The sequence below is a fragment of the Blautia sp. OM06-15AC genome (genome assembly GCF_003481425.1).
Lineage (GTDB): Bacteria > Bacillota > Clostridia > Lachnospirales > Lachnospiraceae > Fusicatenibacter > Fusicatenibacter saccharivorans.
On record NZ_QULD01000002.1, the window covers coordinates 14,247 to 29,480 of the forward strand.

11 protein-coding genes are annotated in these 15,234 nt (G+C 47.2%); 8 read left to right on the forward strand and 3 right to left on the reverse strand.

Features of this window, described 5'->3' with window-relative positions; translation table 11 throughout:
- Positions 1 to 330 precede the first annotated feature (330 nt).
- From DXB83_RS03685 to DXB83_RS03695, 3 genes are all read left to right on the forward strand, one after another.
- A complete protein-coding gene (locus tag DXB83_RS03685; protein WP_118697262.1) occupies positions 331 to 1,323 on the forward strand; it encodes an energy-coupling factor ABC transporter permease in 993 nt (330 codons plus the stop codon).
- A 21-nt stretch (positions 1,324 to 1,344) separates the two neighbouring features.
- Positions 1,345 to 2,115: a cobalt ECF transporter T component CbiQ gene (gene cbiQ / locus DXB83_RS03690; protein ID WP_118697263.1), complete on the forward strand. Its 771-nt coding sequence runs from the start codon at positions 1,345 to 1,347 to the stop codon at positions 2,113 to 2,115.
- Between the two features lie 111 nt (positions 2,116 to 2,226).
- Entirely contained in the window at positions 2,227 to 2,967 is a 741-nt protein-coding gene (locus tag DXB83_RS03695) for an energy-coupling factor ABC transporter ATP-binding protein (protein WP_118697264.1), read from the forward strand.
- A gap of 210 nt (positions 2,968 to 3,177) precedes the next feature.
- Here the strand turns inward: DXB83_RS03695 and DXB83_RS03700 are convergent, their stop codons facing one another.
- The gene (locus DXB83_RS03700; protein WP_118697265.1) at positions 3,178 to 4,518 is read right to left on the reverse strand and encodes an MATE family efflux transporter; all 1,341 of its coding nucleotides are present in this window, start codon (positions 4,516 to 4,518) and stop codon (positions 3,178 to 3,180) included.
- 225 nt (positions 4,519 to 4,743) lie between these two features.
- On the opposite strand from DXB83_RS03700, the gene DXB83_RS03705 reads away from it, so the two are divergent.
- Positions 4,744 to 5,166, forward strand: a complete 423-nt coding sequence (locus DXB83_RS03705; protein ID WP_055226165.1) for a MarR family winged helix-turn-helix transcriptional regulator — start codon at positions 4,744 to 4,746, stop codon at positions 5,164 to 5,166.
- Positions 5,167 to 5,306: 140 nt separating this feature from the next.
- Positions 5,307 to 6,068, forward strand: coding sequence for a sulfite exporter TauE/SafE family protein (locus tag DXB83_RS03710; protein WP_117510014.1), 762 nt, complete (start codon positions 5,307 to 5,309; stop codon positions 6,066 to 6,068).
- A 287-nt stretch (positions 6,069 to 6,355) separates the two neighbouring features.
- Here the strand turns inward: DXB83_RS03710 and DXB83_RS03715 are convergent, their stop codons facing one another.
- Positions 6,356 to 7,102: an SDR family NAD(P)-dependent oxidoreductase gene (locus tag DXB83_RS03715; RefSeq protein ID WP_199596439.1), complete on the reverse strand. Its 747-nt coding sequence runs from the start codon at positions 7,100 to 7,102 to the stop codon at positions 6,356 to 6,358.
- A 475-nt stretch (positions 7,103 to 7,577) separates the two neighbouring features.
- On the opposite strand from DXB83_RS03715, the gene DXB83_RS03725 reads away from it, so the two are divergent.
- Positions 7,578 to 8,615 carry a helix-turn-helix domain-containing protein gene (locus DXB83_RS03725; protein WP_158579589.1) on the forward strand — a complete coding sequence of 346 codons (1,038 nt, stop codon included), beginning with the start codon at positions 7,578 to 7,580 and terminating at the stop codon, positions 8,613 to 8,615.
- A 7-nt stretch (positions 8,616 to 8,622) separates the two neighbouring features.
- On the opposite strand, the gene DXB83_RS03730 is transcribed toward DXB83_RS03725, so the two are convergent.
- Positions 8,623 to 9,768 carry a substrate-binding domain-containing protein gene (locus tag DXB83_RS03730; protein ID WP_118697266.1) on the reverse strand — a complete coding sequence of 382 codons (1,146 nt, stop codon included), beginning with the start codon at positions 9,766 to 9,768 and terminating at the stop codon, positions 8,623 to 8,625.
- Positions 9,769 to 10,059: 291 nt separating this feature from the next.
- Here DXB83_RS03730 and DXB83_RS03735 point away from each other — a divergent pair, with 291 nt between their 5' ends.
- Both DXB83_RS03735 and DXB83_RS03740 read left to right on the forward strand, forming a co-directional pair.
- Entirely contained in the window at positions 10,060 to 12,810 is a 2,751-nt protein-coding gene (locus tag DXB83_RS03735) for an alpha-mannosidase (protein WP_118697267.1), read from the forward strand.
- A 178-nt stretch (positions 12,811 to 12,988) separates the two neighbouring features.
- Entirely contained in the window at positions 12,989 to 15,199 is a 2,211-nt protein-coding gene (locus DXB83_RS03740; RefSeq protein ID WP_118697268.1) for a glycoside hydrolase family 36 protein, read from the forward strand.
- Positions 15,200 to 15,234 lie beyond the last annotated feature (35 nt).

Sequence of the window (15,234 nt, forward strand, 5' to 3'; positions counted from 1 at the left end):
CCCGGAGGGCTTTTTTCTGTAGAAAAAACCGCGGCGACCCGATGATGTGCAGGCGGCCGCGGATCGGACAGGAATCCTGTCCTCGAGATAGTGTGTGTACGGAATCCCGACACCGGGATATCCGTCTGTGTTGTCTATAGAATACCATATAAATGTTAAAAAGTCACCCTTTAAATTTAAACAAAATGTTCATAAAAAATCGGTAAAAGTGAACAAAAAGAATCGTAAAAAAATCTGAAAAAATAACCCCCACGGGGGCTTGCAGGACGAATTTTAGCGTAGTAAAGTAAAAAAAAGAAAAAAACAGAAAACAAAAAGGAGGAGAACATTATGCATATGGCTGATGCGCTGGTTGCGCCTGCAGTGGCTGCAACAATGTATGTCTGTTCCGGCGGAGCAGCTGGTTTTTCTGTGAAAAAAGTGCGCCTGGAGAGCGACCCGAAAAAAATCCCGGTGATGGGAGTTATGGGTGCATTCGTCTTTGCGGCGCAGATGATTAATTTTACCATTCCAGGCACGGGTTCGAGCGGCCATCTCTGCGGCGGTATGATGCTGACGGCACTGCTTGGACCGTACGCCGCATTCCTGACGATGATCGGTGTGCTGCTGATTCAGTGTCTGCTGTTCGCGGATGGCGGACTTCTGGCACTCGGGTGCAACATCTGGAACATGGCGTTTTACGGGTGTTTTCTTGGATATTTCCTGTTCTGGCGTCCAATGATGAAAAAGGGAATGTCACGGGGAAAAATTGCCGGCGCTTCGATTCTCGGCTGTGTGGTGACCCTGCAGCTTGGCGCTTTCAGTGTGGCGCTGGAAACGCTCGCATCCGGGATAACGGATCTGCCGTTTTCTGTATTTGTGGCAACAATGCAGCCGATTCATCTCGCGATTGGTCTTGTGGAAGGCCTGATTACAGCGGCCGTTCTGCTGTTCGTCTATGAAGCGCGCCCGGAGATGCTTTCATGCAGCGAAGAAAGAACAAAGAGCCGCTTTTCTTTCAAGAAGACAATTGCGATCTTAGGCATCGCAGCACTGGTGATCGGCGGAGCCGTTTCTCTTGCGGCATCCTCCAATCCGGATGGACTTGAGTGGTCCATGGAGCGTCTGACCGGTTCGACGGAACTGGAAAATAACGGAACCGGCGCACATGCAGCGGCGGAAGAGATTCAGGAAAAAACGGCACTTCTGCCGGATTATGGTTTTAAAAATTCTGATTCCACGTTTGGAACCAGTTTTTCCGGAATTGCGGGATCCGCAGTCGTTCTTGTTGTCTGTGTCGGTGCATGCTATGCATTCCGCTTCTTTAAAAAGAAAAAGTCATAAGCTGTACGGAACAGGAGAAAAATGAATAAACTTGGCAATGCATTATATGAAATTCATCATATGGACATGCTTGCGGCGAAAGACCAGTGGGTGAACAAAATTCATCCACTGGTTAAACTCGTTTTGACGATTGTTTTTCTGACCGTAACGATGTCCTTTCCAAAGTACGATCTGACCGGCCTGCTGCGCATGGGAATTTATCCGATTGTGCTCTTTATTGTCGGCGAAATTTCGTTAAGCGACAGCATCCGGCGGCTTCGGATTGTTCTGCCGCTCGTCTGTTTTGTGGGGCTGTTCAATCCGATCTTTGACCGTCAGGTAATCGGGCATATTGGTACTGCTCCGCTGACAGCAGGGATGCTTTCCATGGTGACGCTGATGATCAAAGGTATTTACAGCGTACTGGCGGCGTATCTTCTGATTGCGACAACATCCATCGAGAAAATCTGTTATGCACTGCGTCTGCTTCATATCCCTGCCATTCTGGTGACACAGGTGCTGCTGACGTACCGCTATGTCACGGTGCTTCTCGAGGAGGCAAACCGCATGACCCAGGCGTACAGTCTGCGCGCGCCGAATCAGAAGGGTGTTCATTTCAAGGTATGGGGAACACTGGCCGGCCAGCTGCTTCTGCGCAGCATGGACCGCGCAAATGAGGTGTATGAAAGCATGACTTTGCGTGGCTATCAGGGGGAATTTTACTATACAGCGAAGGAGCCGTGCAAAGCGAAGGACTGGCTGTATATGGGTGTGTGGCTTGTACTTTTTGCCGTACTGAAAGTAACGGGATGAAGCGCTGCGTGGGAAGACATCTATTTGCAACAAGTCGGAAGAAGTAGAAAAGCAACCTGGTGCAGTTGCCTGCACGCGGGAAGAGAAAAGAATTGTCGGGAGATATCAAAAATGAGCCATATTCACATCAATTTTGAACATGTTAATTATTCTTACGAAAAATCAGTCCCGATTCTGCAGGACATCACGTTTACTGCACACGAAAATGACAGCATCGGACTGATCGGCGCGAACGGTGTTGGAAAATCGACGCTGCTGAAACTTCTGGTGGGACTGAATCTGGACTACGAGGGCAGCATCCGTGTGGAGGAAATGCCGGTTGTAAAAGAGATGCTTCCTAAAGTGCGCGAAAAAATCGGCTATGTCTTCCAGGATTCCGACAGCCAGCTTTTCATGTCGACGGTATTTGAGGATGTTGCATTTGCTCCGCGAAATTACGGGCTGCCGGAGGAAGAGGTGGAAAAACGTGTAAACCATGCACTGAAACAGATTCACATCGAGCATCTGCGGGACAAACAAATTTACAAAATGTCGGGCGGAGAAAAAAAGATGGCATCCATCGCGACGATTCTCGCTATGACACCGGATATTATCCTGATGGACGAGCCATCGATTGCACTCGATCCAAGAAACCGCAGATCACTGATCCACATTCTGAACGATTTTGAACATCTGAAAATCATCGCATCGCACGATCTCGACATGATTCTGGAAACGTGCAGTCGCGTGATTCTGATGTCCGGCGGGCGCATTGTCTGCGATGGAGATGCAAAAGAAATTTTGACGAACCAGGAACTTCTCGAGGAAAATGGACTGGAACTGCCGTTCTGCCTGCAGAAGCCGGTGTGGTAGAAAAGGCCGAAAAAAACAAAAGAAAACAACAACCGGGGATATCTGAAATCAAAAAATCAGATATTCCCGGTTGTTGTTTTTAAAAAGAATCCGAAGGTCGAATCGGGATTCGGATTTCTGTTACAAATTTTTCCGGATCGCTTGTCATTCCGTTGTCAATTAAGGTGATTTCCTGCGATCGTCTGTCATAAAGATATCTCCAAAGAAAATTTATGCAGCAGTACGAATCGGTTTCTTCTTTAAGTACCGGAACACCAGCAGGCAGATAATAATAGAGGTCAGAGATCCGCATGCCGTTGCAATGCCCATCGGGAACAGCGTGTCCGGGAACCAGATGGAAGTCAGATACACACCGGGGATTCTGACAAGCAGAATGGCAATGATATTGTGCAGGAAGGAAAATTCCGACCGTCCGCAGGCACAGAAATAGCCGCTGAAGGTGAAGTGGACTCCAGCAAAAATGCAGTCCCAGATATAACCGCGGATATACTGACCGCCGAGGCGTGCAACCTCCGCATCTGTTGTGAAAAGACCGACCACAGGAACGGAAATAAACTGAATCGTAATAACGACGATCAGTCCGAAAACGACAGTAATCAGTGCAGCACACCACATGGTCTGTTCGGCACGCTTCTGCTTTCCAGCACCGATGTTCTGCGCGCCGAGCGCCGAAACAGTGGAAAGCATGGAAGATGGAATCAGGAACAGGAAGCTGATGATTTTCTCTACAATACCGACTGCAGCCGCTGCTTCCAGACCGCGCCGGTTAGCGATGATGGTAATGATGATAAAGGCGATCTGAATAAAACCATCCTGCAGGGCGATCGGAACACCGATTTTAAGAATCTGTCCCATCACAGCTGTCTGAGGGGAGAGATCCGACCGGGTAAGACGGATGCCGGTATCACGTTTGCGGATCGCAATCAGTGCCAGAATGACGCTGAGTGTCTGGGAAAGCGTGGTTCCAAGCGCGGCACCGGATGGACCAAGATGCAGGGCGCCCATAAAGAGATAGTCGAGTGTGATATTGGCCGCACATGCGACTGCGATGAAGTACATCGGGCTTTTCGAATCACCAAGTCCACGGAAGATGGAACTGATGATATTATACGCGGTGATAAATGGAATACCAATGAAACAGATCGTCAGATAAGCGACGGTGCCGGAAACGGCTTCGGATGGTGTGGACATCACAAGTACGATCGGTTTTACCAGAAGAAGCAGGATTACCATCAGCACGACGGAAACACCGAGAAATAAAGTGATGGTATTTCCTGTGCAGCGTGATGCCTGCTTTTTATCTTTTGCGCCGACGGCCTGCGCGATGCTGACAGTCGTTCCCATGGCAAGTCCCACGATGATAACGGTAATCATATGCATAACCTGACTGCCGATGGAAACGGCTGTTGTACCGGCCGCGCCTTCAAACTGTCCGATGATGAAAAGATCTGCCATGCCGTAGAGCGTCTGCAGAAAATACGATAAGAGATAAGGCAGCGAAAAATAGAAAATATTTTTCCAGATACTGCCGGTTGTTAAGTTTCGTTCCATGATAGGGAAACCTCCTGTTGTAGAATATTACGATTATAGTAAACCCTACAATAATTATAGAGTCAAGAATATAATTTTCTGCACTTTATAAAAATACTTTAGATTTATAAGTTCGAACGTTTTCCGTGTGCACTCCTTGACAAATGTTCAAAAAAGAACTATTATACAAAAAAGTTCAAAATAGAACAAATAAGAATATCAAGTTAAAAAAGAAGGTGAAAAAGTATGTTTGATGAACAATGGCAATTTGCAGTGGAGGTAGAACGAAAATACAACCAGTACCGAAAAAAGGTCATGGTGCGTTATGATCTGTCAGCTGCGGAAGTGGATGTTCTGCTGTTTCTTGCGAATAACAGCCAGTTTGATCTTGCAGTGGATATTGTGCGTGTGCGGAAAATGCAGAAATCGCATGTTTCACTGGCAGTGAACAAGCTGTGTGAAAAAGGATACATTCAAAAAGAAACAGATGCGGCGGATCGCAAGAAAGTGCATTTGAAGCTAGAAGAAAGTGCATCAGAAATTATCCGCTTTGGACAGGATTGCCAGAGAGCGTTTGGAGAATCGTTGTTTTCCGGAATTTCCAGAGAAGACAGGGAAGAATTTCTCAGATTATGCGAGCTGATTCGGAGGAACGTGACGGAAAAATAAAAACGCTGAAAGCCAGAGAGAAGAACATAATAGAAAAATAAGACAAAACAAAAACAGAAAGAGGAGGAAAACAGTCATCTGCCCCTAAATGGCAAAGTACAGGAAAAGTGCAACGGATCTAAGCGGATGACAGAAAAACTATGACAATAACACAACTTATCGTATGTATTGTGGCTGGTCTTGGCGCCGGCCTTGGCACGGGACTTGCGGGACTCTCCGCAGCGGCCGTTGTTTCACCGATGCTGATTACCTTTTTACACATGCCGGCTTATCAGGCGATTGGCATTGCGCTGGCATCGGATGTGTTGGCATCAGGAGTAAGTGCCTGGACTTATAAAAAGAATAAAAACATTGATATCCGCCATGGCGTGATTATGCTGATATCTGTTCTGATTTTTACACTGGTCGGCAGCTTCGTATCTTCGCTTGTGCCAAATGGAACCATGGGCGGATTTTCGAAAGTGATGACACTGTTTGTCGGACTGAAATTTATCATCCGTCCGATCATGACGACGAAAGAAGTACAGGCAAATAAATCAGAAAAACAGAAAATCCAGCAGTCGATTCTCTGCGGTGTTGTGATTGGATTTATCTGTGGATTTGTCGGAGCAGGCGGTGGCATGATGCTGCTTCTGGTGCTGACCAGCGTGCTCGGATATGAACTGAAAACAGCAGTTGGAACGAGCGTCTTTATTATGACCTTTACAGCTCTGACCGGTGCGATCTCCCATTTTTATATCGGCGGCGCGCCGGACATTCCAATTCTGATTGCCTGTGTCATCAGTACCCTGGTCTTTGCACAGATTGGAGCGAAATGGGCCAACGGGGCAAATGTGAAAATGCTGAACCGCGTGACGGGAATTTTGCTCTGTGCGCTGGGGCTGGTGATGCTGTTTTTCTAACTACGTCGACTGACACTTTAGAAGTTTCCAAATATGATTTAACCAAATCAAGGAAGTCCCTTGCTTCCATGGTGAAAAACAATAAGCAGCGAATCGGATTGAGAATATCTGCTGCTATATAGGAAAAAATCCTGTGGGACATGAACGGCCTCCCAATCTTCAAAATGAAAAGCGGAAGGTTGAGAGATAGTTTAACGTCTTGCAGGATTTTTCCTATTATAAAACTATAGATTTTACGCAGATAACCTCAAAATCAGAAAATGGTGTACAACTGGATGAAAAATAAATCAGGATCTCATCGCACCATCCACGGAAAGAATTTCTCCGGTTACATACGAAGCCATATCGCTTGCCAGGAAGAGGAATGCGTTTGCAATGTCTTCTGCCTCACCAATTCTTCGAAGAGGAATGCGGTTGATGAGTGGATCAATCATTTCTTTTGGAAGTGCGGCAACCATATCGGTACGGGTGATGCCAGGTGCAACCGCGTTTACACGGATATGGAAAGGACCAAGTTCCCGTGCGAGGGACCAGGTCAGACCGTTGACCGCATATTTACTGGATGGATAGGCAACGCCGCCCGGCTGGCCGCAGATGCTGACCATTGAGCTGGTATTTAAAATACAGCCGCCGCCCTGTTCTTTCATAATAGCAACGGTTGGAAGGATGCCGTTCATCATGGCGTTGACATTTAGATCCATGACACTGGCAAAGCGCTCTGCGGTATACTTGTCAATTGGTGTACTGTCTGAGACACCGGCGTTGTTCACAAGAATATCGATTTTGCCGTATTTTTCTTTGACTTTGTTGATCTCATCTACCATGGCAGCTGCATCGGTCAGCTTTGGCCATGCACCGGAAACTTCCCAGTCCGGGTTTTCTTCTTTTAAAGATGCAACCGCTTTTGCAACGGTCTCTTCCCGGGATCCGAACAGGACGACTTTCGCGCCGTTCTGCAGAAATTTGTGCACAATGGCATAGCCGATTCCTCTGGTTCCGCCGGTAACAATTGCAACTTTATCTTTTAACATCATACCATTCACCCGATCCCGTTTTTTTATATCAATGAAAACTGATTATGCAGGCTGTAGTTTTTATTTTTTAACGATTCGGAGAAAAATGAATTTTGCATGAAAAATCATTTGACTTTGAATGACGATTCGTTTTGGAGAATACAAAAAACGGGATATTTCCTTTCTCTTAAATTTTGTTGCAAATCCTTTCCTTTACTATACGGGATATCGTTGGTGGACAGTCAATGCAAATTTTTTCAGAAATAAACAGCATTCTTTTCTCAAAAGCAGAAGATTTCTATGGAAAAAGAGAATTGTTACGTGGCTTTTTGAGGGAAAACAGGATATAATAGGAAACAAAAGTATACACCAGGTGTATGCTTTTATAAAATCAAAACGAAAAAAAGCGGAAAAACAGAAAGAAAAAGAGTGAAAAAAAGAGAAACGGTCAGAATGCGGGGGAATGACTGGACAAAAGGAAAAACGGGGTGCAACAATGAGAATTCAGGAAGTAATCAAAAAAACAGGATTGTCCAGGAGGACGGTTTATTATTATATCGATCAGAAGATGATCTCGCCTGTTGTTGATGAACATAACGGTTACCATGATTTTTCAGAAGCAGATATTCAAAAACTTTTTATCATCCGCAAGCTGCGCGAGGCAGGACTTTCACTGGCGGATATCCGCGCGATTCTTCACAAGCCGCGCACAACACCATTTTATCTGCATAAACAGCTGAATGCACTCCAGTCGCAGATGCTTACCATTCAGCAGACGATCAGCGAAATGGATCGTCTGAGCGGACAGCTTCCTGTGTGCCAGTCGCTTGATCAGCTTGCGGGGATGCTTGCAGATACCGATTTTTGCCCGGAAGATCCTACCCGGAATCAGATGGAATCCCGGGATGCCCGGCTGCTGGCACAGTATTTGTGGATGGCATATCTGGATACGCCGGTTACGGAATATCAGCAGTTTTTGTGGCAGAAAATCACACAGCATACGATTGAGCACGCAGGTACGGATTTGAAAATGATGTCCCGTTATTTACAGTACATTTCTCCGGAGCAGATTGATGCGACGAACATCAACCAGTATCTGCGCAATCAGAAAATTATTTCTCTGACGGAGGGAGATTATCCTGGTTTTGTGGAAGAGCTGAAAGTTTCTTTGCTTGCGTTTGCGGCAGATCCAGTACAGCAGGAAAAATGGCGTCTTCTTTATCAGCCGGTGATCCATCCGACGGCGTTGTTCTGTGTATCCGTGAGCGGATGGATGCGGGAATTTCATCCGGCATACCGCCGCTATTATGAAAACACGCACACCTGCTGCCGGATGCTGAAAGATTTTATGGACAGTGATGAGGGAGCAGCGCTGAATGCGACACTGCGGGAGGCATTCCAGGGAAATTGTGATGTGCGTACAGGATATTACGGAGAACTGGAAGTGGCGGCAACATTCCATAAAAGTATTTATGCATTGCTGCCGCCAGAGAAGATCCGAAAATTTCTGGAAGAAAATTCAGATGAAAAATGATCTGGTTTTATGATTCTGTTTTTATCATTCGAAGCGAGGATGCCCGGGGAACAAGTGTCACCGGCAGTACAATTTTTTCCGGTTCCGCCGCAGGGTTTTCCAGTGCGGAAAGGAGAATCCGGCTGGCTTCCCGTCCGATGCTTTCAAAGTCCTGATGAATAGAGGTAATTTCAAGACTCCGGCTGAGACTCGTGTCATCAAAACCACAGAGGCAGAGATCTTCCGGAATCCTAAGGCCAATGGTACGGCAGGCGAGAAAGATGAGTTCGGCAACCTGATCATTTTCTGCGAGAAGTGCAGTAATTCCATTTTGCCGCAGGGTAAGGAGCTGCTGTTGAAAAGGTGTGATTTCTGTTGAAAGGGCATCTTCTGTAGAAAGTGCATGTGGCCAGGTGATAAGCTGCCGGGAATCGGGCATGATTCCGGCAGCTTTCATTTCGTGCAAAAATCCGCCGAAACGATCACGGACCGACGAGGTTTCGGAAAGGGGAGCTGTTGTGAAAAAGGCGATGTTGCGATGCCCCTGTTCCAGGAGGTGACGGGTGAGCTGCCGTCCGCCATCGTAATTGTCGCAGACAACATTGTTTAAATACGGACAGTCGGTCTGCTTGTCGATGATGACAACCGGGCGGTTTGCAAACAGGAAATCGTTTAACTGTTCCAGGTGGATATTGTCACGCTTGGGATAGTAGACAAGTCCGGCGATGTTCTGAGAACGGAGCAGTTCCAGTGTCGTACGTTCCTTCGGAGAGGAAGAGCCGGTGATATGAATGCTTAAAAAGTATCCTTTTTCCGCCAGTGCGGCACTTAAGGAACCAATCGTTTCCGAAATGTTTCCCTGTGTTGTGGCAAAGGGAAGCAGCAGGGAAACCATTTTTGATTTGCTGTCGTTTTCTGATGCGGAGGAGGAAACCGGTGGGATTTTCTGCGAGACAAAGCTTCCGACGCCGCGTTTTCGATACAGGATTCCCTGCTGTTCCAGATCTTCAATCGCCCGCTTTGCTGTGATGCGGCTTACCTCATATTGCTCCGAGAGCATTTTTTCCGTGCAGAACACGGCATCGGAAGAAAACTGTCCGGTGCGGATGCGCTCTAAAAGAGCTTCTTTGATGATTTCATATTTGGGTTTCGTTATTCTTTTATTTCTATCCATGTCTGTAAAATTCCTCAAATAGTATGATTGGTGACAACTGTATTTGTAAAAGTGTGATATCGACTTGCTTTGTATTATAATCTCGGGAAAAAGATAAGTCAAACTAAAAATAATATATCAAATAAAAAGAAAATGATATAAAATCATGGAAAAACGTAGAAATACTTGACAGAAGCATTGCGTTTTTTTATGATATGATATATCAAATCAACACGGCAATACAGGAACAAGACTTAATATAGAAAGAGTTTTAAGTTTGAAAATCATTTTTATAACAGGAGGAAACACATCATGAAAACAACTGTTCATATTATTTCCCATTCCCACTGGGACAGAGAGTGGTATCAGTCTTTTGAAAAACACAGAATGAAACTGATTGAGCTGGTAGATAATATTTTGGAAAAAGCAGAGAACGATCCGGAATTTGGCGGATTTTTCCTGGATGGACAGACGATTGCCCTGGACGATTACCTGGAAGTGCGCCCGGAAAAACGCGAGCAGGTGGAAAAATGCGTCCGTGAAGGAAAAATCCAGACTGGCCCGTGGTACATTCTGCAGGATGAGTTTCTGACCAGCGGTGAGGCATGTGTCCGCAATCTTCAGGTCGGCATGCAGGAAGCAGCGCGTTACGGAGCAATCGGAAATGTTGGTTATTTCCCGGATGCATTCGGAAATGCGGGACAGATGCCGCAGGTGCTGAAGCAGGCGGGCATGGATGCGGTTGTGTTCGGACGCGGCGTAAAACCGATCGGACCGAATAATGAGGTAACCGGAGGACAGTATGAGTCCACGTATTCCGAAATGATGTGGGCATCCCCGGACGGAACGAAACTGCCGGGTATTCTGTTTGCAAACTGGTATAACAACGGAGTGGAGATTCCGGTGGATGAGGCAGAAGCAAAAGTTTACTGGGACAAAAAACTGGCCGATGCGAGAAAATTTGCGGCAACACATCAGCTTCTGATGATGAACGGATGCGACCATCAGCCATTGCAGAAGGACATTACCGAGGCAATCCGTGTTGCACGGAAACTGTACCCGGACATTGAATTTATTCATTCGGATTTCAAAACCTATGTAAAGGCAATGGAAAAAGAAATTTCCGAGAATTTCTCTACGGTAAAAGGCGAGCTGACAAGCCAGGAAACAGACGGAAGATGGACACTGGCAAACACCGCTTCTTCCTGGATGGGACTGAAAGTGGACAACCGTGTCGGCGAAACAGCGCTGGAGCGGAAAGCAGAACCGGCGGCAGCCATGGCAGAGGTGCTTGGCAAAGCATACCCGGAAGACCAGATGATTTACAGCTGGAAAAAGCTGATGCAGAATCATCCGCATGACAGCATCTGCGGCTGCAGCGTCGATGAAGTAAATGAAGAAATGAAAACCCGCTTTGCGAAGAGCAGACAGGTGGCAGATGCGATTTACGATGAGAGTGTAGAATACCTGACCGATCAGGTGAATACCGCGGCACTTCCTGGAAACAGTGAAAAGATTCCATTCGTTGTATGGAATACTTCCGGGAATGCGAAAAAACAGGTCATTGCAAAAGAACTGCATCTGTTCCGCGATTACAATCTGTTTGTATGGGATGGTTATGAGGCGGCGGAGGCGGTAGAAATGCCAAATCTGGTGCTTCGCGATGCAAACGGAAATGCAGTTCCGGCAAAAATCGAAAATGCAGGAATTTCCTTCGGGTACGATCTGCCGGATGACCGGTTCCGTCAGCCATATATGGCAAAGAAGGTGCTGGTAACGTTTGAGGCAGAAGTTCCGGCGATGGGATATGCAACATATTATCTGGAGCAGGCAGAGCCGGATCAGAACCAGGAAACCTCTGCAGATTTTGCGAATGAGCGCGTTCTGGAAAATGAAAACCTGAAAGTTACGGTCAATGAGGATGGTTCCTACCAGATTCTGAATAAGGAAACCGGAAGAACGTATGAAAATCTGGGATTCTATGAAGATACCGGAGATATGGGAAATGAATATATTTATATTCAGGACTCTGGAAAACAGACAATCACAACGAAAGGCATGAAAGCTGAGATTCGCTGTGTGGAGAAAAATGCATTCCGCACGGTAGTTGAGATCTGTCACGAAATGATGATTCCGTCTGGTATGGGAGAGGAACTGCAGAGACAGCGTGAGATGTGTATTGACCCATATACGCGTGTGGCAAACCGTTCGAAGGAACTGGTTCCGATGGAAGTAAAGACGGTTCTGACACTGGAAAAATCGGGAAAAGGCCTGCACGTTGCAACGACAATCTGCAATCAGGCAAAGGATCACAGAGTCCGCGTTGTAATGCCGACGGGTCTGAATACGTTTACGCATCTGGCAGATTCTGCCTTTGAGGTTGTAAAGAGAAATAACCGTCATAATGATACCTGGACGAATCCCTGCGGATGTGAAAGACAGCAGTGTTTTGCTGCAATGGAAGATGAGACAAATGGTCTTCTTGTGGCAAACCGCGGATTGTATGAATATGAGGTTCTGGCGGATGAGGAGAATGCGATTGCGGTAACGCTGCTTCGCTCCGTTGCGGAGATGGGTGACTGGGGTTATTTCCCGACGCCAAAGGCGCAGCAGATCGGAACGTTTACCCTGGAGTTTGAAGTTGTGCCGTATGCAGCCGGTAAGACGGGCGAGGCATTTACCGAGGGTTACGCATTCCAGCAGGATCTGACAGCAGCACAGGCCGGTCTTTCGAAAGCATGGCTCAGAAAGCCGGGTCAGGTAAAACCGGAACTCGTATCGGGCGAGATGCCGCTGGAAATGAGCTTCCTCCGCTTTGAAGGGGAAGGAATTCATCTGACGGCGTTTAAGAAGGGACTTGCAAAGGACGATCTGTTTGTGCGGTTTGTGAACAATATGCCGCAGGATGAGGTGCTTTCCTTCCGAAAGGAGAGCTGGATGAAAGAGGTTTACCGCAGTAATGTAGTGGAAGAGAAGGGTGAGGTACTTTGCCCGGATGAGAACGGGGTGTATCATGTGACACTCCGGGAGTTTGAGATTGCGACGTTTGGGGTTGTGAAATAACGGCTGGCGCGTGAGCTGGGAGTGAGAACGGGAGGAAAGTCTGGATCCGCCTGAAGGGCGGATCGGCGCAAGATGGTTGAAAAGAATAGGATGGAAAAAGCAAGAATGTGCTGGACTTTAGAGGGGACAAGTTATATGCTGGAAATATGAGAAAAATTTCCAAAGGAGGGTTTTTAAGATGCAGAAATGGACGAGCAGGATTGAGACCCCGATCAAGGCAGAGCTGATTTGTTATGATGTGAATGGAATTCATATTGTGTTTGGGGTGACGGAAGAGAATCAGCTGAAGCTGTTTCATTTTTCACATGCACCGTTTGACGCGGAGAATCTTTGCCGGAAGCCGGATGGAGTGTGGATGATGGAAGGAATGCGGGAAGCTCAGATTAAGGAGAGCTTCCAGCTGGTGCAGGTGAATTTTTCGGGGTATAACCGGCCGTATGAGAAGCATGGAAATAAGTATATTGTGACGGCTCCGGGCTTTATGCTGAAGTTTGATTCGATTTCGGAGGAGAGAAATGAGAACGGGGATCTGCTTCGGATTGTGCAGTCGGATGATGTGACGGGCGCGAAGGTGGAGTCTGTGATGCAGTTTTTTGATGGGATTCCGGTTGCGAGAATGTACAATACAGTGACGAACGAAGGAAAGGAAGACCAGACACTGGAGTACATTTCGAGTTTTAGTTACTGGGGTATTGAGAAGGAACAGAAAGAGGGAATTCCAGAGCTTGTCAGCTCGGATGACAAGATGTCGATGGTTGTGGTTCACAATGGATGGCAGAAGGAGCTGACGGTGAAGAAGTACCGGTTTGCAGATCTTGGCATGGCGCAGACGCAGCCGCATAATTATCAGAGAACTTCGAAGACGATTGAGATTACGAATACGGGCAACTGGTCGGCGAAGGAATATGTGCCGATGGGATATATTGGAAACAGTGCGGCAGATTCGAGTCTGTTTTTTGAGATTGACCACAGTGGTTCCTGGCATTATGAGATCGGAGATCAGAACTGCCATTTTTATCTGGCGGTGAGCGGTCCGACAGAGATTCAGTCACACTGGTCGAAGAACCTGAAGCCGGGAGATTCCTTTACGACGGTTCCGGTGGCTGTCGGCGTAGGTCATGATGATTTCGAGGAAGCGATTGGTACTTTGACGAAGTACCGCAGAAAGATCCGCCGTCCGAACAAAGATAATGAAAATCTGCCGGTTATTTTTAATGATTATATGAATTGTCTGTTTGGAGATCCGACCACAGAAAAAGAGTTCCCGCTGGTGGATGCGGCAGAGAAGGCCGGATGTGAGTATTTTGTCATTGATGCCGGCTGGTATGCGGACGGCAACTGGTGGGACAGTGTCGGTGAGTGGCAGGAGAGTAAAAAGCGCTTTCCGAATGGAGTGCGTGAGGTGACGGATTATATTCGTTCGAAGGGCATGATTCCTGGTGTCTGGCTGGAGCTGGAGGTTATGGGTATCAACTGTAAGAAGGCTTCCATTCTGCCGGATGAGTGCTTCTTCCTGCGCCACGGCAAGCGTGTGTATGACAGAAGCCGTTATCAGCTGGATTTCCGTCATCCGCTTGTGATTGAACATGTGACCGAAGTCATCGACCGTGTGGTACGGGACTACGGTGTCGGCTATATCAAGATGGACTACAATATTGAGCCTGGTATTGGTACGGAAGTGGATGCAGACAGTTTTGGAGACGGTCTTCTGGAGCATGAGAGAGCGTATCTGGCATGGCTGGATGGCATCTACAAAAAGTATCCGGATCTTGTCATTGAGAACTGCTCGAGCGGCGGTCTTCGGATGGACTATGCGATGCTGGCGCGAAACAGCATTCAGTCGACGAGCGATCAGGAGGATTACCGCAATTATGCGACGATTTCGGCGAATGCAGCCATCGGCGTGACGCCGGAGCAGGCGGCGATCTGGTCATATCCGCTGCGGGACGGCACAAAAGAGGAAGTTATTTTCAATATGGTAAATGCGCTGCTGCTTCGTATTCACCAAAGCGGCCATCTCGCAGAAATTTCGCCGGAGCGGTTTGAACTTGTAAAAGAGGGAATTGACTGCTACAAAGAGATCCGCAGCGGCATCAAGGACGGCGTTCCGTTCTGGCCGATGGGATGGGCAGACAATGAAGAAAAACACCTCGCAGCCGGAATCCGTGTGCCGGGAGATGTAATTTATCTTGGTGTGTGGAGACGCGGCGGAGAGGCCGGTTTTGAGGTTCCGCTTGACCGTGCATTCCCGGGAAAAGAGCTGGAAGTAAGCTGCATTTACCCGAAAGCATGCGGTGATGTGTTCCATTACGATGACTACAGCAAGACGCTGCAGATTCACTTCCCGGAGACGTATATGGCGCGTCTGTTTCAGATTAAAGTGAAATAAAATTACATAAATCCCCGCCCGCGGAATAAATTGTA

Excerpts from the sequence above, each read along its gene's own strand:
- DXB83_RS03685 (WP_118697262.1), top strand. The coding sequence starts at position 331 with ATGCATATGGCTGATGCGCTGGTTGCGCCTGCAGTGGCTGCAACAATG.
- cbiQ (WP_118697263.1), top strand. The coding sequence starts at position 1,345 with ATGAATAAACTTGGCAATGCATTATATGAAATTCATCATATGGACATG.
- DXB83_RS03695 (WP_118697264.1), top strand. The coding sequence starts at position 2,227 with ATGAGCCATATTCACATCAATTTTGAACATGTTAATTATTCTTACGAA.
- DXB83_RS03700 (WP_118697265.1), bottom strand. The coding sequence starts at position 4,518 with ATGGAACGAAACTTAACAACCGGCAGTATCTGGAAAAATATTTTCTAT.
- DXB83_RS03705 (WP_055226165.1), top strand. The coding sequence starts at position 4,744 with ATGTTTGATGAACAATGGCAATTTGCAGTGGAGGTAGAACGAAAATAC.
- DXB83_RS03710 (WP_117510014.1), top strand. The coding sequence starts at position 5,307 with ATGACAATAACACAACTTATCGTATGTATTGTGGCTGGTCTTGGCGCC.
- DXB83_RS03715 (WP_199596439.1), bottom strand. The coding sequence starts at position 7,102 with ATGATGTTAAAAGATAAAGTTGCAATTGTTACCGGCGGAACCAGAGGA.
- DXB83_RS03725 (WP_158579589.1), top strand. The coding sequence starts at position 7,578 with ATGAGAATTCAGGAAGTAATCAAAAAAACAGGATTGTCCAGGAGGACG.
- DXB83_RS03730 (WP_118697266.1), bottom strand. The coding sequence starts at position 9,768 with ATGGATAGAAATAAAAGAATAACGAAACCCAAATATGAAATCATCAAA.
- DXB83_RS03735 (WP_118697267.1), top strand. The coding sequence starts at position 10,060 with ATGAAAACAACTGTTCATATTATTTCCCATTCCCACTGGGACAGAGAG.
- DXB83_RS03740 (WP_118697268.1), top strand. The coding sequence starts at position 12,989 with ATGCAGAAATGGACGAGCAGGATTGAGACCCCGATCAAGGCAGAGCTG.